The following is a 23,909-nucleotide window of genomic DNA, read 5'->3' on the forward strand; positions in this document are numbered from 1 at the left end:
GGGCTAAGCCGCTGTGGTGTATCTATCATCCTATCCAGACACCAGCATGTCAATGAGTACACATCCCTTTCCATCCAGCTTCTAGGAATAATTCTCTATGACTGCCGGTTTGCACGGTTTACACGATTTGTAAGATCCGCGAGACCTTTATAGCTAGCTACTGCTACATTTACATGGACACTCTATTCGCTGCTCGCTTTCTAGCTCTGCTTGGTCTCATTAGCCTGGCCCGGCTTACCTTCCGGATACTCGATTCTGGAATGAAATATTCCCATGACCGTCTCCTTCAGTGTCTGAGCTATGATATCTAACTCTCGCATCGTCAGATCACAGTCATTGAATTGATGGTCATCCAGCTTACTCTTGATAATCTTCTCAATCATCGACTCCACTTGCTCCACTGTCGGCTTGCGCAAGGAACGAACCGCCGCTTCTACACTATCAGAAATGCCAACGACCGCCGCTTCCTTGGATTGTGCCTTCGGCCCCGGATAGCGGAAATCGTCCTCAGTGAAATCAGGCTGAATGCCCTGCTCCTCAGCTTGTCGTAACGCCTTGTGATAGAAATAATGGAGGAAGCTGGTCCCGTGATGCTGCTCGGCAATGTCACGAATCGGCTTAGGAAGCTTGTAATCCTTCTGCATCTCCACACCGTCTCGTGCATGAGCAATAATGATGGATTTGCTCAGCTTCGGGTCCATGGAATCGTGAGGATTCTCCATTCCATTCTGATTCTCTATGAAATAAGAAGGACGCTTCGTTTTTCCTATATCATGATAGTACGAGCCAACACGGCACAGCAGGCCATTCGCCCCAATCGCTTCGGCTGCCGCCTCCGACAGATTACCAACCATAACGCTATGATGGTACGTACCTGGTGTCTCTGTAAGCAGCTTGCGCAGTAGCGGATGGTTCGGATTCGACAGCTCTACCAGCTTAAGCGCAGATAGAATGCCGAATGTTGATTCGAAGAATGGCATCAGCCCAATGACCAACACCGCTGTAACCAATCCACCAGCGAAGGCGCCTGCTGCGGCGTATAATGTTGTGGTCTGTGACCAGCCTCCCTCATCAATCCATGCAAGAGCGAACACGGTCAGACTGCCGAAAATACAGCACATAATGGCTCCCTTGAAGAGTGCTGATCGCTGACTAACCCGGTGGATCGTGAAGATGGCCGTCAAGGAGACAACAATGGCAAAAAAGCCGAAGTTATAATCGAAAATTTGATTTTGATGGACATTGAGAATAATGCTGGATAATACACTGAAGATGAGAGCACTCACAAAGGCAAGTGAACGGTCCAACAGCAGTGTAATCAACATGGCACCAATAGCGACAGGAGCAAAATAGCCCAAATAGGACCGGTCATTGTTCTGTACAATGCTAACTAGGTAGAGTGAGCCGATCGTAATAAGGAAAATGATTACCAGCATGAGAAGTTGAGCGTTATTATACTTGAATTTGGGAGAGTCTGACTGGCGTATATACATGACCAGACCGCCTGCCAGCAGGCTCGACAGCAACAAAAGTCCCAACTGCGGCCAATAATTGATCTCGTCCTTAAGCAGGTTGTTCTCATCTAGCAATGCATAGGTCTCAGGCGTAATTCGCTCTCCTTTTTGGACAAGCACCTCACCTTGTTTAATGAATACCGTAGGTGTATTCTCTCTGGCCTGCACCTTGGCTTCCTTCGTTGCTTCATCATCATAGAACTTATTAGCTGTGATGGCGAGTCGGGCAAGCTCCTGCACGACCTCACGCGAAGTCCTGTCGCTGAGCGTACTGGTGCTTACCAGCTCGGCTACCTTCGCCCTCGCACTTTGCGCATCGGTAATCTGATCATTCATGAGCCGAATCACAATCTCACGGGTAACTGGCTTCATGGCAGTAATTTGCTCGGAAGTCAGCCTTGGAATCTTGATGAATGTCTCCTCACTGATGCGATAAGTCTGCTCCTTCGTCCGCTGCAATACCTCGTCCAGTAGCTTTTGCGGATAGGTATCTGATTTGGCGCTATTATTCACAAAATTCTGTACAAAATCGCTGGCACGCTGCGGAATCTCCTGCTTATAGATCCCGATTTTATCCTCACGTGATACCTGGTCGTCCTGATTGAGCCGTTCAATCCGATCCAGGATGGATACCACGAAATTCTCATTGCGCATCGGAACAATCGTATAGATCGACTGCACACGTTCGGCAGCCTCTTCTTGCGCCTTCAGGGTAGCCTTGTTGTTCGGCAGCTGCATCGGAGCTACGATTTCTTTCTCGCTTGGCATGTTCACCTGAATATCGTAACGCTCCGGTAACAGTCGTGGAGACAGGCTTACGAAGAAAAGAAGCATCAAAAATAAAAACAGAAGATAGCGTGTTGCCACGCTATACTTCCATCCGCTTGTTCTATACTGGAGCGCTCTGTCCTTCAATGGTTCTTTCGAGGTCATTAAAACAATCCCTCTCTATACTTGATTTTCAACAGCACGGTCATAGGCCACGATGATTTTCTGCACGAGAGAATGCCGGACCACATCTTCTTCGGCGAATTGTACGAAGCCAATCTCTTCGATTCCACTAAGAATGGACTTCGCCTCGACCAGACCTGACTTTTTGCCCCGAGGCAAATCAATCTGCGTTACATCCCCGGTTATGACCATTTTGGACCCGAAACCTAGACGGGTCAGGAACATCTTCATTTGCTCCGGAGTTGTATTCTGGGCTTCATCCAAAATGATAAAGGAATCATCCAGCGTACGACCACGCATATAGGCGAGTGGTGCAATCTCGATCAGGCCGCGTTCCAGTGCCTTAGCCGTCTGATCAGGACCCATCACATCGTATAGTGCATCATACAGCGGTCTCAGATACGGATCGACCTTCTCCTGCAGATCACCTGGCAGGAAGCCTAGGTTTTCTCCCGCCTCGACAGCGGGCCGTGTAAGCACGATTCTCTTGACGGAGCCTTCCTTCAGGGCAGCCACAGCGAGCACTACAGCCAGATACGTCTTGCCCGTACCAGCAGGGCCGATCCCAAATACTACATCACGCTTCTTGATCGTCGTGACATAATGCTTCTGTCCGATGGTCTTGACGCGGATGGGCTTGCCACGGAATGTGCTCGTAATCTCACCCTTGAACAAATCCAACAGCTGATCGACACGATGATCCTTTGCCAGTTCAACTGCATACAACATGTCACGCTCAGTCAGTACATAGCCGTTACGAATCAGCTGCAACAGCACATCAAAGAGCTGCCCCAGCATCTCAACCTCACGCACACCGCCATAAATCGCAATCTCCTGCTCGCGCGAATCAATCTTGGCTGTCGTAACGCCTTCAATTATCTTCAGAAACGAATCCTGCGGTCCGAAGAGCGACTGCCCCTCCCCCGCATTGTGAAGTGCAATGCGTATGCTGCCTTGTTGTTCAGCCAAATATCCTCAATCTCCTTGGTTATAAACTATCGGAAGTTCTTCCGTGATATACTGCTCAACTTCAAATAATACTTTCATATAAACTTTACCATTCTCTCTCTTCTCATGCAAAATTTTTTGTCCTAAAATTTCAGTTCCTTTGCCATATTTGGCTATAATCTGCTTTTTGGCATGCTCTATACCGCTAATCTTAGCCTCTGCCTCACTCACTACATGAGTGGCCTTCTGCGACTCCATAACGCGTTCAGTCATCCATCCAACGGGCAAGCGAAGATCTCTCCATGTAAGCGGATTATGCTCCGTTACGGTCTCATAAGCAGCATATGGCTTCTGGCCATAACCCCACATCTGGATGGCACGATTCCCGAGCACCAGATACAGTTTATCATAACTGTTCCCTGTATAGCTCTTTCTATGCTGCTCCAGAGGAATCTCGATCTCATATTCATGCCATACCATGCCCTTGACCTCACCCTTGGCTACCACCATCTGGGCGTGTTGCTCGTCTCCGATCATGCCCGAAATCAGAATGTCGCCCTTCTTGACACGGGTGTTCCGACTAACCACAGGTCTGCCCTGCTCTGCATAGATCTCGGTAATTACTGCATCTGCCTTGCTAATTAAATGACGTGGACTAAGAAGCTTCGTCGGTTCAGGCTTCTCGGCTTCCACAATCTGAATAATGACCTCCGTACCGCGAATTTCCACACCCACCCACGAGGTGTCCGGAAGTCTGCGCATGAGGGCCTGAGACAGCTTGTCCTGGCTCATGAGCCGGAATTTCCATTGATAAGGGTACAGACCTTCGCTTTTGGCAGCCTGCAGCACCCGGTCCGCTGTAAGCCGATCATTGCCCCTTACCTCCACATTCCACACTAACGAGCTCATCAATACCAGCACCAGAACAAATATACCCACACCGGCTGCAAAAAAAGCCCTCCTACCCAGGCGTGACAGTTGAAACGGAAGCCCCCTGCGTTCATACACATGCATACGGGAGCCTGTCCGCTTCAAAAGGGGACGAAGCCGAAAGAAATCCGGCAGAAGTACCCTCATGCTGCTCATTTGCTCACCTAAGGAAACTACATCCCACACATGTATGCCCTGCACGGTCAGCAGATTCACCAATTCAGCAATTCGTTCTCCCTTGACTACAAGTCGAACATGGCCTTGAATCCAGGTTAAGGTTGAATTCTTCAAGGTTCATCCCCCGTTCTCTCCATGCGTATATGGATAATCTCACCCTCTATACTTATCTCTTCTGGCAAAATAGAGGTGATCACAAGCTCCCTGCCCTCGATTCTCAGCTTCCCGTAAGCATGTGCCAGCAGAAGGTGCTCAGATGTGAAATCCATCAGGCCCTTGTGATTCTCGATATACAGCTGTCTGCTGCCAATTAAGATGACGCGGGGCATATCCAAAAGAATGTCCTGAGGCAAATCCAGAGCCTCACTGGTCCATTTCCGCAGCCTGCGGCTGAATCGGGCCATTAAGCAGCCTCCCCCTTCCTGTACTGCCGCACGATGCTGTAGTTGCTTGATCGCGCTATGAAGGGAACTCAGACATATAGTCCCCTTCCATACACCCTATTCACAGACGGTATTTTTTATGTAAGGTGTACGCAAAAAAGCTGTATGTCTTCGAGAGACATACAGCTTTTCAGGTACTGATACAATGCGATTGTATGCAGTTCAATGCAGTTCAATGAGCTCGATTCCATGCACTGCTTAACGCCCATAAGCTCCAACGGCTTCACTCGTGCATAATAGAGCATGCTTAAGCACTATCTTATGAGCGGTAACCGTCATCAGATCGCAATTTTGTGGGGAATTGCAGCTTTAGTACAGGATTAATCTAGAGCATGTTGCGACGATAACGCGTGGATCTGCGCTTCGACTTCGGAGGTGACAATATTTCGGACCAAATGATTCCTTGTCTGACATCATCTGCAGACATTCGACGAAATGTGCTGCCACTGCTTGCAGACTCCGATAGTTCCTCTGCCGGTTCAAAAAGATTGGTGCTTGAAATCCGATTCAATCGCTCATTCAAACGTGCTCGCTCTTCTTCCATTTTGCGCAAACGGTCATCCAGAGTGTCAACCTCGCCATTATGATGGCCCATGGATAAAGTATCCCGTTGAGTAGAACCCGTGTCCGTACGTTCATTCACGTCTCTACGCCTTTGATCATGCTCACGCTCATAGTCATAGTCATCATAGTCTTCATCATCATCGTCCCAGGAAGAATCATACCCGTCATCTTCATCCGGGTCATACTTGCGATCCTCCCCGTACCCTCGACCTGTCTGCGGCCCATTGGGATCGGCGTGAGAAGGCGATGGCTGAGTTGGTCTAGTTGGCTGCTGTGTAGATTTGGTCGCTCGACCAAGAAGCGAGAACAATCCGAAAAGAATCGCTGCCACAATATAAAAATTATCAAATATCCAGCCTATCAGGTTCATGATTCACCGCCTCACTTACGGTATCCGCTTCAATTATCTGTTATTGTTCGTGGAATCCCTGTCGGAGTCTTCATTAGGCTTACCAAGGGCTTCACGCATTTGCGTATCTGCCTCAAGATTTTGCATATTGATATAATCCATAACACCGATATTTCCACTACGTAGTGCTTCAGCCATAGCAAGGGGCACCTCGGACTCGGATTCTACGACACGCGCACGCATCTCAACGACGCGAGCCTTCATTTCCTGCTCTTGTGCTACGGCCATCGCACGGCGCTCTTCCGCCTTCGCTTGCGCAATTCGCTTGTCGGCTTCTGCCTGCTCTGTCTGCAGGAAGGCGCCAATGTTTTTACCTACATCCACATCCGCGATATCGATAGACAGAATCTCGAACGCTGTACCTGCATCAAGCCCTTTAGAGAGAACCGTCCGCGAAATCAGATCTGGATTCTCCAGTACGTCCTTGTGAGAGTTAGAGGAACCTACAGTAGTCACGATTCCTTCTCCGACCCGGGCAATGATAGTTTCTTCGCCCGCACCACCAACTAATCGGTCAATGTTAGCGCGAACGGTAACGCGAGCTTTAACCTTGACTTCAATTCCATCCTTAGCTACAGCCGCAACGACTGGAGTCTCGATAACACGTGGGTTAACACTCATCTGTACAGCTTGTAGTACGTCACGACCAGCCAGATCGATAGCTGCTGCGCGTTCAAATTCCAATGGAATGTTAGCACGCTGTGCAGCAATTAGAGCATTTACGACACGGTCTACATTACCACCCGCCAAAAAGTGACTCTCCAGTTGATTAATATTGAGACCAAGACCTGCTTTAGTTGCCTTGATCAAAGGATTAACAATCCGGCTCGGCGTAACCCGACGCAGCCGCATCGCAACCAGCGTAATGATTCCGATCTTTACACCCGAAGCCAATGCGGAAATCCACAGCATAACCGGAAAAAAGCTAAAGAAGACACTAAGGACAATAATCACCAGCACAGCAATCAGCAATATTCCGATGAATCCACCTTCGAACAATTCGATCATCCTCCAAGTATAAATACATATTTTTTGAAGCCTCACCGCTTGGAATTCAGCCAGAGTCTATACAATCATCCAGCATCCGCCCTGCTTAGACTAGACCGAATCTGTCACCTCAGCAACGACAACTCGGCCTCCCTCCACTTTAATGACGACGATCGGTTTGTTCGCTTCAATAAAGCCACCTTCAGTCACCACATCAATACGCTCACCATCAATACTCACTGTACCTGATGGACGCAGGGGAGTAAGACTGCTACCTGTCTTGCCCGTAAGCGCGTCACGATTCGTGACCGATGAATAACCACGATCGGCTGTCAGGTTCTCACTAAGTATAAATTTATTCCATACCCCGCGGTCCTTAAAGGCAATCGCCACGATCACAATGATTACCGACGCAGCAGCTGTTGCAATACCTAATGATAAGAGTGCATGCGATGTATCATAGGCAGCGCGTACCACTCCTGTAATCAAGCTGATGGAGCCCAGCAACCCGAGAATCCCGTAGCTTGGCACGAATATCTCAATCATCAACAGCACCAGACCAATGATGAACAACAGCCATGTCTCGTAGCCCGCAAAGCCAGCCGCGTAATTACCGAAGAAGTACAAGCCAAAGGCGACGATGCCCACAATTCCTGGCACACCAAAGCCTGGTACCAGCAGTTCAATCACCACACCAGCAATACCAAGGAACAACAGCAGCACTTGTACCCATGGATTGGTCAAAAATTCTGCGAACCGCTCCAAGGAAGTCTTGTTTACCTCGAAGACATCGTCGGTTCCGTATCCCATCCACTCAATAACTTCCTGTCTTGACGAGGCAATGTGATCCGCGTAACCAGTCTTCAAGGCCTCTTCACTGGTCAAGGCAATAATCTCGCCTTGTTGCTTGACCTTGCCGATCTCATCCATACGAACTTCGATCTTGGTATCGACCATGCCCTCAGCTATCTGCGGGTTGCGTCCATTCGCTTCAGCTACAGAGGCCATATCACTCTTCCACGCTGCAATCAGCTTAGGGTCATCAATATGATTTCCCAGCCCATCGACCAGCGCTGCCGCTCCAATCATACTGCCCGGCTTCATGACAATCTTGTCTGCGCTAAGGGCTATGTAACTGCCTGCCGATGCGGCATTACCCTGTATATAGGCTACCACGGGAATCTCGCTGCCCTGAATCAGCTCACTAATTCGTTCCGCAGTGTCGACCCGCCCGCCAGGCGTATTTATCTCCAATACAATCAACCCAGCCTTGGATACTACAGCTTCACTGAATCCACGCTTCAACACGTTCTCTAGCCCCTGCTCAATCGTCTGTTTTACGGGGAGTACATAGACTGCCCCCGTCTCAGCGCGTTCTTCCGTAGCAGCCGCTGGCTGCACCATGAAGGCGGACATCAGCAGGATACCTAAAGTTAGAAAAGACAAGCTCAGCCTGAATAGCTTCCGTTGGTTGAACCTAGCCATTCTTTCTACCTCCTTTCCCACCTAGTATATACAGCTTACCAGATTTTTCACCTGAACATTCCGCAAATCCCAAAATGTATCTCCCTGAATAATACTTCACTCTAGTACCATACACTCTTGGGATCTGCCATGCACATTTTTACGCAGCAAACGTATTCAGGTTTCAAAAAGTTGACACTTCACCTACCGCTCATGTCACACCTTGTCTGAACAGGCAGATTACCACTTGTTGTGCAACAGCATTACGTCTGTGTCATAAAGTGCACTTCACCTCTTTATACATGTATGTGCGCATAGAAAAAACACCCCCTCAGGTTCGAGGGAGTGTTTAGCTTCTTTAAATTATTGCAGAAATTGTTGAACCGATTGGTTCACGAGTTTACCGTCCGCGCGCCCCTTTACCTTAGGCATCAAGGCGGCCATTAATTTACCCATATCGGCTTTCGAAGAAGCACCGGTTTCCTGGATGGTCTGCTGTACAATAACTTTAATTTCTTCTTCGGTAAGCTGCGTAGGGAGATATTGAACAAGAATCTCGATTTCTGCTTTGGTACTTTCCGCAAGCTCGTCACGGTTAGCTTTTTCAAATTCTTGGAGGGCATCTTTCCGTTGTTTGATCTCACGACTCAGAATATCAAGCACTTCGTTGTCATCCAGATCACGTTTCAAATCTATTTCAAGATTTTTGATCGTAGAACGAACCATTCGAATGGTGGAGAGTTTGAACTTGTCCTTACTCTTCATCGCCTGCTTCATATCTTCGTTCAATCGTTCGCTCAAATGCATGGTATTTAGCTCCTCCTAGAACTTTCTCTTACGAGCAGCCTCGGACTTTTTCTTGCGCTTTACGCTTGGCTTTTCATAATGCTTGCGTTTCTTCACCTCAGCCAATACGCCATCTTTAGCGATGGAACGTTTAAAGCGACGAAGTGCAGCATCAATTGTCTCGTTTTTGCGAACTTTAGTTTCAGACACCAGTTTTCCCTCCCTCCGACCAGACCGTCCAAGAGCAATAACACGGTTCATCACACCTCATTATAGGTGAAAATTTTGTCCTGTGTCAACCTTAACTGTAAATAGATTTTGAATGTACCCCAGAACACATTCAGGAACGCATTCATACCCTTCTTTTGAAGCCAAATTATTAAGCGTTTGGAGGGCGTAACTAAGCGTGTGAATCCGAGATTCCCGTCAGTGCACCAAGCTTTGCCCCACCCAGAAGATGGTAGTGAATATGGTGTACTGCCTGTCCGCTGTCCGGACCACAGTTATTAATCAAGCGGTATCCTGATTGCTCCACACCAAGCTCACGCGCTACCTGCTGTGCTACGCTGTGCATGTCGCCAATCAGCGCCAGATCTTCATTTGTTACCTCGTTCATAGAAGCAATATGCTTCTTCGGAATAATCAACACATGCACTGGAGCTGCTGGCTGAATGTCATGAAATACAACCACATTGTCTGTCTCCATTACTTTTTTGCTCGGAATTGTACCTTCAACAATTTTACAAAACAAGCAATCCATCCGTCTGCCTCCTAATATCAAAATCATTCTATAGCTATCATACCGGAAATAGAGCAGGCCCGTCCAATAAAACCCAAGTAAAGGACCCGCCTGTATAAACAGAGCGGGCTCACGCTTCCACGATATCGCTGCGCTTAAAATACCAGCATCAATAGTAAGGCAACAGACTAATAGCAGTCAGCACATACAGTGGCAACACAAGCTGTTGGAAGCGGCGTCTGCCATATCCGTACGGATATCCACCAAAGCCAAAGCCCGGGTAACCGAAGGCACGCATGCCACCGCCGCATCCACAGCCACAGCCACCGTGCATGCCTGGCGCCATGTTTGTTGATTCATAGGGCATATTTGCATTTTCGCCACCTACGGGCACGGCTAGATAGAGATTCTCGTCGTCAACATGCTCGACAATACCGTCATGAATTCCGCCATCTCTCGTCCACACGCATACATAGCGATGCATGTGCTTCTTGCACAGCCCCTTGGCATCATCCTTCTCAGCCGCAGCTGGAGATGTCATTCCCGGCATCGGGGCATTAATGTTAGTTGGCATGGAGCCTTGGGCAGGGCTCACTACAACCGGATTGTTATTTTCCATATCCTGCATTCCTCCTCATAGCTTCTGCTGTATAGTATTCAGAAATAGGCTCTTTGCTACTTGAAATTCAGCATTGACCTATAGACACAGGGAAGCTAATACGCAGCGCTGTACTCCTTAGCTATTTCGAGGAGATGAAAACGTTACATCACAAATAAAACGCAATAGTAAAAATAGAGAGTCAAAATAACTGAGATCTTATCTGAGTAGTAATTAGTGTTCTTAAACGTGTCGAATTCTTATTGAATTACTTATTGAATTCTTATTGAATTCTTATTGAATTCTTATTGAATTCTTATTGAATGCTTAATTGAGTCTTACTAAGAACATACTTAGGTCATTAACTTAGGACTTAACCTAGACCGTATTAAGCATGTGGACATGAAGAAATCACAGCCAGTTAAATTGGTTAGGATAAAAAAAGGCATCCCCTTTCGGTCTTCGGAGACCGGGGCAGCATCTCATCAATTCGGATGGATCTGCCCTAGGGAATGCAAAGTATAGTATGTCGGCTTAGCTGTATTATAACAGCACCTTGAATCTGTCTCTGTGAAGAATATCACGTTACGAATGACGTTACGAATGAATCGCTACTTACAGCGTCTCCATCACTACTCTAGAGCCGCCACCCTCTCGGTCAGGTGGAAGCACTACAATTTTGCGTGGAAGGCGCGCACGAAGCTCTGGGACGTGGCTGATGACACCGACGGATAGCTGATCATGGTGCAGCTTCTCCAGTGATGAAATGACCGTATCCAGCAGCTCTGGGTCCAGTGTGCCGAACCCTTCATCGAGAAAGAAGAACTGAAGTGGATATTGACCACGCAATTGAATCTGGGCAGAAAGAGCCAATGCCAAGGCTAGCGAGGTCAAGAAGGTCTCACCTCCCGATAGTGTGGACACAGGCCGCTTCATCCCCCCATTCGCATCATCCACAATGACGAACCCGCCTCCTGAATCGACTTCCAGCGCGTAGCGTTGTCTCGTCAGAAACCGAAGCCGCTGTGAAGCCGACTGGCTCACTTGAATAAGCTGCTCCTCGGCAATGTATTCCACAAAGGCATTGCCTCGCAGGCAGCTCTGCAGCTTGGACAGCTGCTCGCTCTCAGCGACAAGCCGCGTCCGCTGATGCTCAAGCTCCTTCCATCGAACATGGCGAAGCTGAATATCTTCCCAGTCCCGCTCTGCCTTCGCCTTCTCGCTCATCGCTGTTTCATCACGTTCACGGGCTTCCCTCAGCCGGGTCTGGTGTTCTTGCCACTGCTCCTCGGTCAGTTCAGCACCAGACAGACGCTCCTGAAGATGTCGTACATGTGTACGCACCTCTTTCTCCAGCTCTCGATGATTCAGCACCTCCTGACGATGCTGGTTCACACTTGCTTCATCCAGAATAGAGAATAGCACCTGCTGCTCCGTGGCAAAGGAAGACCTCCCAAGCTGCTCATTCCATTGCTCCTCGGCACTTGTTCTCCGTTCTACAGCTGCTGTTGCTGTCTGCCTTGCCAGCAGCAGTGTTCTGGAGGTATCGTGCTTACGCTCCTCGGATTGCAGCTTGACAGCGCGATTGCTTCGAGACTCCTCCCGGAGTGCCTCAAGACGGGTGCGGGACTCCTGCAACAACTGTCCTGCATGTCCATCACCGATCCAGGAATGAAGGCGGCTGGACTTCTCCTTCAGCAGCTCTTGTTTGCCTCCAAGCTCCCCATCCATCGTAATAAGCTGCTTGTCCAACTGGACCACTTCGTGCTCCAGTTGCTGCACAGCAGCCTGCTTCTCTTCAAGGAAGCTCACACTGGTACTCAGCCGTTTTCGAATATCCTCAGCTCGTTCATCTCGCTCCTGCAGCACACGATATTGCTCCTCAGTCTGCTGAATCGACATTCCAGGATGCTCCTGTTGCCAACTGGATTCGGCATTCGTCCGGCGTTCGAAGAGGGTATTGCGCTTGCGCTCAGCCTGTATGTAAGCCGCTTCGACGGCTTCGCGCTCGGCAACGGCTCGTATGTGCTTCTGGTGAATAGACTTCTCGCGATGCTGAAGAGCTGTGAACTGCTCCTGAAGCGTCTGGGTATAGCTCTGAAGCTCCGTCAAGGATTCCTTCAGCTCGCTCAGTGCAGATTGGCAATCCTCGACGCTACGAATAGCGTCAGCGACTTCGCTTGGGCTATTTGTCCGTGCAGAAGCTACATCGGTCACTGACATGGGCTCTGCTAGTGCTGCTGCAGCCTCTGCTGTATACGACGGTAGCTGCAGCTGTATATTCCGATACTCCTGAAGCCGCTGGCGTAGCTCTATTCGCAGGTCCTGCAGCTCGCTACTAAGCTCCTGAAGCTGCTCTAGCTCAGAAGCGACCTGCTGCTCAGCAGTTATTACAGCTGCTGGTGCAGGATGCTCCAATGAGCCGCACACTGGACAGGCCTCACCCTGCTGCAGGCCAGCCGCGAGTCTGGTAGCGAGTCTATGGAGTTCCTCCTCCTGCCGCTCCCTACGCTGGTGCTCAAGTGCTGCCGATAGGGCTACTCCCTCATCCTTCATACGCTCCTGCAGGCTAAGCCAACGTTCTACTTGACTGGACGCAAGCTCAGCAAGCTGTTGATGGCTGGATGCAAGCTCTGCAACCTCCTCTGATAACTGCTTCTCTACGGCCCTAGCACGCGCCACAAGCTGCTCCTGTGTTGTCAGTTCCCCTTCGGCTTCATGAAGCTGCTCTGTCCATGTCCGTAACTGCTGCACCTGTTGTAGGGCAGTTTGAAGGAGCTGCCGCTCTTCGAACTTTACCTCAACCTGCTCCAACTCCTGCTGCAGCTCCTTCTGACGGGCAGCTCCACGAGCGTACAGCTCCCGTTCACGCGTAAGCGTGCTCTCAAGCTGCTCTCTTTGTTGCCTGCCTGCGGTTAACTGCTGCACTACTTGGTCACAACGGATCGAGAGCTCCTCGACATCCCGTTGAAGCGCCTGAGCCTGCTCCAACTGATCTATACGAACGAGTAGCTTCGGTTCCTCCTCCGTGAGCGCCCTTTGCGCACGCTCATCAGATTCAGCAGCTTTAATTGCTGCCTCCTCAGCTTGCTGCGCCGCCAACTGAGCTTCACGGACGCTTCGCTCCTGCTGCTCTGCATGCTCAACCGAGCGTCTCCACTCCTGCAGCACAGGCAGTAGCGAAGCCGCACTTTCTGCCATGGCCAGCCGCTGCTCCAGCTCAGCAATCGCCGACTCACGGGAAGCAAGACGTTCAAGCTCGACCTTGCGCCCGTCCAGTTCGACAATCAGTTCACGCAGCTTGCGCATAGCCTCTGCCTCACCTGATAGCTGCTCCAGCTCAGAGCGGATCTTCGCAGCTGCAACTACAGCTTCCTTCAGTCGTCCCTCCGTCTCCTTGAGCGCTTCCTCTCCTGCTTGCCCAAGCCCCTGCTGCTCAGCCTCCAGCGTTCTCAAAGCTGCCTCACTCGCCTTCACGCGCGTGCTAAGCTTCTGGGCAAGCTGGTCGCCATAGCGCTCCAGGTGAAATAGCCTCTGAAGCATCTGTCTGCGCTCACTGCCCTTCAAGGACAGGAACTCGGCAAATTTCCCTTGTGGCAATACTACGGCTCTCGTAAAATCATCCATCTTCAGACCGATGATATCCTCAACGCACCGTGTAACATCTGCGAGCTTGTCTGCGAGTACCTGATCACCCTCAGGCGTAATGGAGACAATTCGGCTCAGTGTATTGCTGACCGATACACCAGATGTCCGCTTAAAACGCCGCTCCACCCGATAGCGCAGCGGTCCGTCAGCAGACATCAGCTCAAAGGTGAACTGCACCGAGAGCGAATCCTCGGCATGATTCATGATGCCCTGTGTTCCATTAACTGCTCTCTCTACCTTCCCGTACAAGGATAGTGTAATAGCATCCAGTAGCGTTGATTTCCCACTGCCAGTAGGCCCGAAAATCCCGAACAGACCTGTCTCGGTCAGCTGCTCGAACTGAATCTCCTGCGTCTCCCTGTAGCTTTGTAGACCTCCAACTTTTAATAGAATCGGCTTCATGACGGTATCCCCTCACCGCTCTCACGAGCTGAATCCTCTGAAAATACGGCTTCACGGTCCGCATCCTCGTCCACCAGTTCCAGAAAAAGTTTCACAAGCACGTCTTCCGCTTCAGCCCCCCCAGTCTGTCGCTGGTAAAAGGAGCGAAACAGCTCAGGCAAGGGTAACTCAGAGCGCTGCTGCTCTACCATAGAGGTGACCATCTCGGGATAAATCGGGCGAATATGGATAATGCCGTCCCTGCTTTTGCGTAGACGCTGAATATCCCCCATAGACATCGCTTCGGTCAAGGTAACCTCCAGATCAATGTAGGCCGTCTTGTCCAGCCCTTCATCAAGCCAGCGATATACCTCCTCCAGACCTCCCTTAGCCCGCCAACGAACTAGCGGACGACCGCTCGTCAAATGCAGTTCCTCAAGCTGTATAGCCTTTCCAGGAGAAGCATCAATAATCGTGACCGATTTCGCCTGCCCCGCCTCCGAGAAGCTGTAGGCCAATGGAGATCCGCTATAACGAATTACTCCCTCACCTTTTACATGCTGGGGTCTGTGAAGATGCCCAAGCGCAGTATACTGGGCACCAGTAGCCAGGGCTGAGGGATCGACAGTATAGGCTCCTCCGACCTGAATGGGTCTTTCCGAATCCGTCTCAAGCCCGCCTAGCACATAAATATGGCTCATTGCCAAATTCACGGTGTCTGGTCGGAATGACGCTGCCATGTGAGACATTAATTTACCTACTCGTGTACTGTAGGCCTCACGCAGCACTCCCTCATCCCCTTCCACGGTCAGTAGCTCGTTCAATCGAGCCTCTGACGGGTAAGGAAGGGCCGCCAGCAAAGCAACCTCATCTGTACGGGGCACATGGATTCGAAGGGCCTCCGAGCCAGGCAGACCTACTAGCTCAATGCCTCGGCGTTGGACAAGCGGCTTAACGGAAGCCACGCGCTCCGGCTGGTCATGATTCCCGGCAATAACCGCTAGCTGCCGACCATGATCCGTCAAACGCGCCGCTGCTTCATAGAACATCTGCTCGGCAACTGCCGGCGGATTCACGGAGTCGTATACATCGCCAGCCATCAGAATCAAATCCACCTGCTGGTCATCAACGATTCGAACGAGCTCCTCCAGAAAGGCTTCCTGCTCCTTTACACGACTCCGTCCTTCCAGTGTCCGGCCTAGATGCCAATCTGCGGTATGCAATATTCTCATGCGGGTTCCTCCTTTCGCACACACTTGTACTTATTCACCTGATTTTTATTTACTGTATTTATTCACTTGTACTTGTGCACTGTATTTATTCACTTGTACTTGTGCACTGTATTTATTCACTTGTGCTTGTCCATGTACTTATTCACTGTTATTATTCATGACTTGCATCTGAACGGACTTCTACACGTACGAATTCACCTGTCTCCAGGAAGCACAGCCAGCACTCAGCTACAGGCTTATGCAGGATACCCTTCATCACTCTGGCATACAGCTCTAGCTGAAAGCTATACTGCTCAACCAGCCTGTCCATCGTTCGATATTCAGAGATCTGATCGGTCTTATAGTCAATCAGGACCAGTCCCTCTGAATCCTCAAACATACAGTCCACAATCCCTTTTACCATCACCTTATCATTCGTGATCTCAGTTGATCGTGAGGATAAGGGCTCCAGATCCCCACGGTAGCGGGACATACGTAGATATTCGTTTACTGGTAGTGCGTAGCTGAACGGTTGTTCTCTCCAGACCTGCTCCGCCGTTAACATTCGCTGTCCAATCGGACTTGCAAAAATACGTTCGAGCACCACAGCATCCACCACCGCTGCATGCTGCTCCAGCAAAATCTCCGCGTCCACAAGATGCCTCCGGGTAGCCTCTATGCTTTCTTGTGTGATAGGCCCTTGCAAGGGAAGATGAAGCAGCATGGTATGGTAGACTGTGCCTCGTTCCGTAGGACTAAGCGCTTTATTCTCCATAAATCGGGGTCTCCGAAGCTGCAGTGATGAGGTCTTTCCCGCACTTAAAGGAACAGTTGCCTGACGAACGGATTTACCAGCCTCAGTCGTCCCCCCCTGACTCAGATTCTCCTGAGCCAGCTTATTTGTAGGCGAATCCTCAGCGGGCGTGTCAACCCTGCCTAGTGAATCAATAGGTTGCTGCCGATCAGCACCTTGCCATTCCTCCCAGGTTACAGATAGCTGCTCCTGTACATCGGCTGTTCGCTTCATCTCCGTAGCTGAGGTACTGGCTGCAATCTGCCCAGCTAGCGCATACGGATAAGTCCAGGTTAGCGCTGCTAGCGTATTAGCAATCTGGGCTTGTTCCAGTATTTCCGCTGCTGTGCTCTTTTCTTGCACAGCCTCCTCTTCTCCCCCGTACTCTACTGTTCGATACTCTTCTGTCTTATCTCCTGTTACAGCACCATGTTCTTGTTTATCCATATTCCCTGTTCCAATGACCTGACCAGCGCGTAACGCCCTTATTCTGCTCTCAAACGCTAGGTCCACAACCTTGTCTTCTACTGCGTCTGTGCTAACACCCTGATCCATAAGCAGCTCATCAGAACGATGTACATGAACCTGCCAATCTCCTTGTAGTAGAGCTGACGGAAGTGATGACGCCCCTGGTACCTCATGCTCCAAGCCGACCGTTTCTCTTAGCACGGCGGCAGACGGATGACGAATTAACGCTGGACCCAGCCAATCAAGATAGCTGCGAGCAGAAGCGAGCACATAGTCAGGTAATACGGGGGAATCATGGCCGCTCACTCCAGACCATGCGAGTACCCGTGCAGCGAGATCACGCACCGTTCCTATCATAATCAGCTTCTCGCGCGGGCGAGTCAGGGCTACATACAGCACCCGAATCTCCTCGGCAAGCAGTTCAAGCTGCAAGCGGCGCCGAATCGCCAGATGGGCCAGTGTAGGATAGCTTACACGCACCTTCTCTGCTACATATTTCGGACCAAACCCCAGCTCTTTATGCATCAGGAATGGCATGTTCAGATCCTGCCGATTGAACATCTTCGCGGTTCCTGCCACAAAGACAATCGGGAACTCTAGCCCCTTACTTTTGTGAATCGTCATGATGCGTACAGCCTGATCTGTATCCGTCTCCGTAGCGACCGCACCCAGATCACCGCCATGCTCACGCAATCTGTTCAGGAAGGTGAGGAACCGGAACAACCCTCGATTCGACGTGGACTGCTCATATAGACGAGCCCGATCGTATAGTGCCTTAAGATTGCTCTGACGCTGCATACCACCGGGAAGCCCTCCAACCCAGTCCAGATAACCTGTCTCCTGATATAGTCGCCAGATCAGCTCACTGAGACGCCCTAGTCTTGAGGCTCGTCTCCATTCTTCAAGCTGGTGCATGAAGTGTCCAAGCCTGGATTCCTCTATCGATTGCTTATGCGCATCGGTCTGCAGACCAACAGCAGCCTCCACAATGCCCTGTGTCTCAGGTGGGGACACAGCTAGTTGGACTGCATCGTAGAAGGAGCCTGAAGGCTGCTGCAATCGAATGCGCGCCAGCTCTTCCTCTGATAAGCCCACAATCGGCGAGCGTAGTACAGCAGCCAATGGGATATCCTGTCGTGGATTATCTATAACCTGCAACAAGGACAATATAATCTCCACTTCAGTAGCCTTGAAATACCCCTTCGTCTGCTCGCCTGCGGCTGGAATGCTGGCTAGACGAAGCTCCTCCATGATTAGCGGAGCCCACAGTGCAGCAGAGCGAAGCAGGATAACTATGTCACCGTAACGTGCAGGACGCATGGCCTTCAACGCCTTGTCATACACCGGAAGAGCAGGAGCTGTATCTCCGATCAGCTCCTTGATTCTCCGCACAATTAGCCTGGCCTCCAGCCGAGCTGTCTCCAGCTCAGCCAGTTCCTCCTCGTCCCTGGTCTCTGCATCGCCCTCCTCGCCAGATGAGGAAAGACCGCTGGAGCCAGAACCATAGCTCTCTTGTGAACTCATCCGTTCAATCAGCAGCAGCTCTGGCTCATACTTTTGCTCCAGCGACATCAGTTGTGTGACTGCCTCTTCCTGACCATTCTCTGCTTGTTCGTACTTTTCTTGTCCACTCCTATCTTCGGCTAAACCAGCTACAGCTGAAGCCTCCGGAAACGAAGCACCGTGGACCAGCATAGCCCGTTCATCGTAGACAATCTCAGCGACCTCTGCACTCATAATCTGTGAGAAAACTAAATTGACTGCATCCACTACCTCACGGCGACTGCGGAAATTACGAGCCAGATCAATCAGCAGACCCTCATTCTCCTCCAAGCCATAGCGATGATATTTATCAAGAAACAAGCCTGGCTCCGCAAGTCGGAAGCGATAGATGCTCTGCTTGACGTCCCCTACCATGAATCGGTTCCCAGGCTGCTCTCGCGCCAGCAGACGCACGATATCCTCCTGTACAGTATTCGTATCCTGATACTCATCCAGCAGGACTTCATCGAACAGAGCGCGATACTCAAGTGCCGCATCCGATGGCAGCAGCTGTCCCGGTGTGGAATCGGGATGTCGAAGAATGTGCAGACAATAATGCTCCAAGTCATTAAAGTCCACTAGTCCTCTGGACTGCTTCTCCTGACGGAAGCGCTCAGCGAACGCCTGGATCACTCTCGTTAGCTCCTCCATCAAAGGTGCCGCATCGTGCAGCTCCGCCAAAAATTGCTCGGGTCTGCGACCGAACAATGAGCTCTTGAGCTCAGTTATTGTTTTTTTTGCACTATCGCGCAGAGCCTTTACACGCTCCTGTAGCATCTGATCCGTCTGGTCCTTCTTTACGGGCTTCAGTTTGCCAAAAGCAATCTCCTGAAACGCATCATACAGAGAGTCCCAAGGCTCCTGCTCTACCTGCTGCAGCAAATCTCGCACCATATGCAGCTCTTCCTCAACTGTCACAGCGTAGGGAGCCGGTCCACCGGGCTGTACCGCCGTTTCCCTAGCTTGCTCTAGCAGATTAGCTGCCCCACGCAAGGACAGAATGGCATCCTGCTGAATGCTCCTTACCCATGCGGATCTGCCAAGCTGCTCCAGATCTTCGGTACGGAATGCTGCAGCCATACTGCTTAACCAATATTCCGGCCATGGGTGGCTTCGCGAAAAATCATACAATCGCTGCACCAAGCCATAGACAGCATCGTCAGTCCGTTCACCGCTGAACCAATCGACCATACTCCGAAAGGCACTGCCCTCCGGGTGTAATCCATACTGCTCCTCGAAAATCTCCTCCAGTAGCTCCTGGCGCATAATTTCGGTCTCATGCTCGTTCATGATGCGGAAGCCAGGGTCCAGCGGGATGGATTGATAATGACGACGAATCACTTCCATACAAAAGGAATGGAGCGTAGTGATCGAGGCTCTGCCCAGCAGAGCAAGCTGACGGCGGATATGCTCGCTATTCGAGTTCTCTTCCAGCGATCGCTCCAGCGCTTCACGAATACGATGGCGCATCTCGGCTGCAGCGGCCTTGGTAAAGGTAGCTACTAGCAGGCGATCTACGCTATAGCCCGATTCTGGATCGGCTATTTTGCGAATAATCCGCTCCACCAATACTGCCGTCTTACCCGAGCCTGCCGCAGCCGCCACCAGCATGTCCTGCCCTGAACGGGAGATGGCCTCCCACTGATCATCACTCCATATGCTGCCTTCCGGCTTCGGTATAGATTGCTTCGTCATTTGTTCCCGCCTCCTTTCTGCTCGATCATGCTCCATGCCTGCTCCTTACCCGGTCTGCCCAACCATTTGTAGCCGTTGCTCTCCAGCGTATCATCGAATTGACATACAGGCCTGAAGGAGCAGAAATCGCAGGCTGTCTCTTGTTGAATCCGATAGGGCTCAATACGTGTCTCTCCATTGGTCATCCTGCTCCCGATATCGCGAATATTATGTCGCACGGCAGACAGCAGACGATCCCATTGTCCAGGACCAGCTACAGAGGAGCTGCTGTAAAAGGTTCCGTCCGCTTTGATTGCTACAGGTAGAATGGAGGAATAACCTTTGTCGAGTAGCATATCCATTTTGCGAATAACGCCCGGATCAGCCATCAGCAGGCCTTTCATTTTGAATTTCTTCAGCATCTCCTGCTGTGCCTGCTCCTCACGTAGCCCATTCGCTGCCTGCAAGAGCGGATTGTGCACATGGAAGTATAATGTGCCCGCAGGATAAGCAGGCTCTCCGAGCCACTGCTCGGCGTGCGTCAGCAGCACATCGAGATAGGTCAGCATCTGCAACGACAGGCCGTAATAAACTTCATGAAGACGAAGGTCTTTTTGGCTTGATTTGTAATCAATCACTCGCAGCAGAAGACCCTCTTCTCCTTCAGCCACATCGACCCGGTCAATACGCCCAATCACTTCCATCACGACCCCGTTGTCGAGCTCGAAGCGCAGAGGAGGAATCTCCTTGCCCGGTCCAAAATCCAGTTCTAGTCCCAACGGCTCAAAGCTTCCTTGTCGGGCGTGCTCCCCCAGAATTACGGATGCACGACTTACGATGTCCTTTAGCTTGCGGAAGATATAGCCGTACCGCTTGGAGCTGAGCAGAATTTCGCCCTGCAGACGGGGAGCCAGCTGCTCCACCGTATTCTCCGCCTCTTGTCTGCACTCCTCAGCACTCAGGCTTCCCCAGCTCTGGTTACGCTCCTTCAAGCTTGTAGCCATCATGCCAAGTGCTGCATGGAAGAGCTGACCGATATCTGGCGCCTTCAGTCGATACACCTGTCTTTCCTTAAGCTTAAGTCCGTGCGAGGCAAAGTGCGAGAACGGACAGGCGACGAAACGTTCCATCCGAGAGACGCTCGTTCGTAGCGTATTTCCATACAGCTGGCGACTCGTATCCTCAAGCAGCGTAATTGTGTGGTTCGCATAGAATAGCGAGGTGAGCAGCTGGCGCAGGCGTGAATAATAAGGCCCGTCCGAAGCAGATGACGCGAACCAATTGTATACGGACCACCATAGGTCTGCGATGGATTCTCCCCGCATCCACTGACGCAGCTGCATAACAAGCTGAGGTAGTGCATCCGCCGGATGCGCCGCAAATGTGGCCTGTAACGCCCATTCGCTGCCAGGCAACGGTCCGGCAGCCAACGGCTGCTCCCGCAGACTACGGAACATGCTCCGCAGCTGCCTGATATATTCAGAGGGTAGCAAAGGCTTGCCTTCATCATCAGCTACGGGGTAGCTAAGCCAGAGTCCTCTCCCAGCAGCTGTCATCGCCGTGTATGCCAGGAACCTCTCATCCAGCAAGCGCCGATTCACCTCGGGAGCTAGCTGGAGACCCAGCTGCGACAGGCGTGCCCTTTCCTGCTCAGACAGTACTCCATCCTCCTGCGGAACAGCAGGCATAATCCCTTCGTTCATCCCCAGCAGAAAAACATGCTGAATATGATTCACTCTGGATCGGTCCATACTTCCTAAGATGACCTGATCAAGCGCAGGCGGAATTAAGGCCAATCGGTATTCGGCCAATCCCGTCTCCAATATGGATGCGAACAGCTCCTTGTCCCACTGCTCGTCCCCCATCATCTGGGCTACCTGATCCAGCAGCTCCAGCACAGCATCCCAGATCTGACGGTGCTCCCGAGCCGCCTCAGGGTCCCCTTCCACTTCGGCCTGCTGAATCAGCAGATCCAGCTTCTGCCCAATCTCGGCTTCCTCCAACAGCAGATACAGCGCCTCACATTGTGCAATTACACTTTTCGCCCGCTTCATCCGTCGTTCAAACGCATGCAGCGGGGTCACAATGGCCTGTCGACATAGTTCCATTCGCTCCAGAAGCTCATCTTTATGACGGCTTCGCTCCTGCTCCTCCATGTCCAGCGACAGGCTCGGAACTGATTTCCACGGCTTGCCGTCCGTCCAGCGTGAACCGTGAATGCCGCAGGCTAGGACATAATTCTCAAGCTCGTCCATTAGAGCCCGATTCACCGGGCCATCAGATGGCAGCAGCAGCTCTGTCTTGATGGCACGGAACACATCCTCATAGCGCCAGCCTCGCCGCACGATATCCAGCGAAGCCCGCACCAGCTCTACGAGGGGATGATGCAATATTCCTCTCTTCTCATCGACGAACACCGGAACCTCATATTTAGCAAACAGCGGCTGTGCCAGATGCTCATAATCGGCAGGATTCCGCACAAGGATAACCATATCCTTATATCTGACGCCATGCTCACGAGCCAGACGTCTTATTTCCCGAATCGCACCCTCCAGCTCTGCACGCCGATCTGAGGCAGCATACAGCCGAATATCCTCTATCGGGTCTGTAAATGACCGTGCTCTCGGCTGCTCAAAGGCTGCTTCGAGACGCATCAGCCCTGAGCCAGGCAGATAGCGAGGCGGAACCTCAGGACGCAGCACTTCTGTATGCTGTTCAATGCCCAGCTCCTCTGCCATCCCTCTGAGCTTGGTGTATGTTATCGCCGTAGGGTGGAACATGTCCAATTCATGCGGAGAACGCCCTGTCGCATAAGTAGGGTCTAAAGTCAAGGAGACCGTAAATTCCTCTGCTACAGTCATCAGTTCACGAATGACCTGGTACTCCAGTGGAGTGAAGGTACGATGTCCATCCAGCCAGATGCGGGCGCCTTTTAGCCACTGTGAATGCTGGATCTGTCCGGCTAGCCGTAGCATCGTGTCCTCACCGTCGAGATACAGTGGAGCCATTTCCTGCTCGAACTCCCGATAGATCAAGGCGACGTCCTGGAGCTTATCACCTAAAATCGGCATATCCTTCATCGCCCCGACACGCCCTAATTGCTCTGTCAACGATTCACCCTCTGCACTGTATTGCTTGTGCTCCGTGAAGAGACGGTTCAGTCGATCTACGAAGCCGAGCTGGTCTCCTGAATCACGGAAGACACGCAGCTCTTCCTTGTGTCTGCGCAATATTTTATATAAAAGCATCTTCTTACCCTCTTCGCTTACCGAAGCAATGGCCGAGCCACCTGTCTCCTGAAGCACCCGATGAGCAAGTCTCCGAAAGCCGAGCACCTGAGCACGCACGCTGCCCTGTACGCTACCACCGGACAGCAGTTCATACTCCGTATGGAAGGTTATCTGCTCCGGCACCAGCAGAATGAGCGGAGAGCCGACAGGGCTATCCTGCAGCTGTGCATCAATTTCGCGGTGAATCCGGGTACTCTTTCCGGTCCCGGCACGTCCTATCATCAAACGGATCATGCTCCTGTACCTCCTAGCCATTTACGTCTTGATCCTATATTCAGACGGATTGTCCGTCCCTTCCAAGTATCAATCATGTGCACAGTATAGCACAATACGCCCGAAACAAAGAACATACGTTTGTCACAGCCTCGTGACCAGCCTGTATGCCAATACCG

General features: G+C 51.2%; 15 protein-coding genes. All 15 read right to left on the minus strand.

The window, feature by feature from the left end:
• Positions 1 to 200 precede the first annotated feature (200 nt).
• Entirely contained in the window at positions 201 to 2,447 is a 2,247-nt protein-coding gene (locus tag MKX74_RS18215) for an HD family phosphohydrolase (protein WP_341179345.1), read from the minus strand.
• Between the two features lie 15 nt (positions 2,448 to 2,462).
• A complete protein-coding gene (locus MKX74_RS18220; protein WP_341179346.1) occupies positions 2,463 to 3,434 on the minus strand; it encodes a PhoH family protein in 972 nt (323 codons plus the stop codon).
• Positions 3,435 to 3,440: 6 nt separating this feature from the next.
• Complete coding sequence (gene yqfD, locus MKX74_RS18225) at positions 3,441 to 4,634, minus strand: sporulation protein YqfD (protein WP_341179347.1); 1,194 nt, start codon at positions 4,632 to 4,634, stop codon at positions 3,441 to 3,443.
• Positions 4,631 to 4,924: a sporulation protein YqfC gene (yqfC, locus tag MKX74_RS18230; RefSeq protein WP_018886728.1), complete on the minus strand. Its 294-nt coding sequence runs from the start codon at positions 4,922 to 4,924 to the stop codon at positions 4,631 to 4,633. Before yqfC ends, yqfD begins: the two co-directional genes overlap by 4 nt.
• A 364-nt stretch (positions 4,925 to 5,288) precedes the next feature.
• Positions 5,289 to 5,858 (minus strand): hypothetical protein, encoded by a 570-nt coding sequence (locus tag MKX74_RS18235; protein WP_341179348.1) that lies wholly within the window; start codon positions 5,856 to 5,858, stop codon positions 5,289 to 5,291.
• 72 nt (positions 5,859 to 5,930) lie between these two features.
• Complete coding sequence (gene floA, locus MKX74_RS18240) at positions 5,931 to 6,944, minus strand: flotillin-like protein FloA (RefSeq protein WP_445667283.1); 1,014 nt, start codon at positions 6,942 to 6,944, stop codon at positions 5,931 to 5,933.
• 90 nt (positions 6,945 to 7,034) lie between these two features.
• The gene (locus MKX74_RS18245; RefSeq protein WP_341179349.1) at positions 7,035 to 8,408 is read right to left on the minus strand and encodes an NfeD family protein; all 1,374 of its coding nucleotides are present in this window, start codon (positions 8,406 to 8,408) and stop codon (positions 7,035 to 7,037) included.
• A gap of 342 nt (positions 8,409 to 8,750) precedes the next feature.
• Positions 8,751 to 9,194 carry a GatB/YqeY domain-containing protein gene (locus MKX74_RS18250; protein WP_018886724.1) on the minus strand — a complete coding sequence of 148 codons (444 nt, stop codon included), beginning with the start codon at positions 9,192 to 9,194 and terminating at the stop codon, positions 8,751 to 8,753.
• Positions 9,195 to 9,209: 15 nt separating this feature from the next.
• Positions 9,210 to 9,383 carry a 30S ribosomal protein S21 gene (gene rpsU / locus MKX74_RS18255; protein WP_005547957.1) on the minus strand — a complete coding sequence of 58 codons (174 nt, stop codon included), beginning with the start codon at positions 9,381 to 9,383 and terminating at the stop codon, positions 9,210 to 9,212.
• Positions 9,384 to 9,573: 190 nt separating this feature from the next.
• Complete coding sequence (locus MKX74_RS18260) at positions 9,574 to 9,933, minus strand: histidine triad nucleotide-binding protein (protein ID WP_018886723.1); 360 nt, start codon at positions 9,931 to 9,933, stop codon at positions 9,574 to 9,576.
• A gap of 148 nt (positions 9,934 to 10,081) precedes the next feature.
• Positions 10,082 to 10,486 carry a hypothetical protein gene (locus tag MKX74_RS18265; RefSeq protein WP_081625317.1) on the minus strand — a complete coding sequence of 135 codons (405 nt, stop codon included), beginning with the start codon at positions 10,484 to 10,486 and terminating at the stop codon, positions 10,082 to 10,084.
• Between the two features lie 639 nt (positions 10,487 to 11,125).
• A complete protein-coding gene (locus MKX74_RS18270) occupies positions 11,126 to 14,560 on the minus strand; it encodes an SMC family ATPase (RefSeq protein ID WP_341179350.1) in 3,435 nt (1,144 codons plus the stop codon).
• On the minus strand, positions 14,557 to 15,771 hold the full coding sequence (locus tag MKX74_RS18275) for an exonuclease SbcCD subunit D (protein ID WP_341179351.1): 1,215 nt from the start codon (positions 15,769 to 15,771) through the stop codon (positions 14,557 to 14,559). Before MKX74_RS18275 ends, MKX74_RS18270 begins: the two co-directional genes overlap by 4 nt.
• A 151-nt stretch (positions 15,772 to 15,922) precedes the next feature.
• Entirely contained in the window at positions 15,923 to 20,248 is a 4,326-nt protein-coding gene (locus tag MKX74_RS18280) for a UvrD-helicase domain-containing protein (RefSeq protein WP_341179352.1), read from the minus strand.
• The gene (gene addB / locus MKX74_RS18285) at positions 20,245 to 23,751 is read right to left on the minus strand and encodes a helicase-exonuclease AddAB subunit AddB (protein WP_341179353.1); all 3,507 of its coding nucleotides are present in this window, start codon (positions 23,749 to 23,751) and stop codon (positions 20,245 to 20,247) included. Before addB ends, MKX74_RS18280 begins: the two co-directional genes overlap by 4 nt.
• Between the last annotated feature and the right edge of the window lie 158 nt (positions 23,752 to 23,909).

Origin of the sequence: Paenibacillus sp. FSL K6-1230, from assembly GCF_038002385.1 — a bacterium.
In the GTDB taxonomy this organism is placed as follows: Bacteria; Bacillota; Bacilli; order Paenibacillales; family Paenibacillaceae; genus Paenibacillus; species Paenibacillus massiliensis.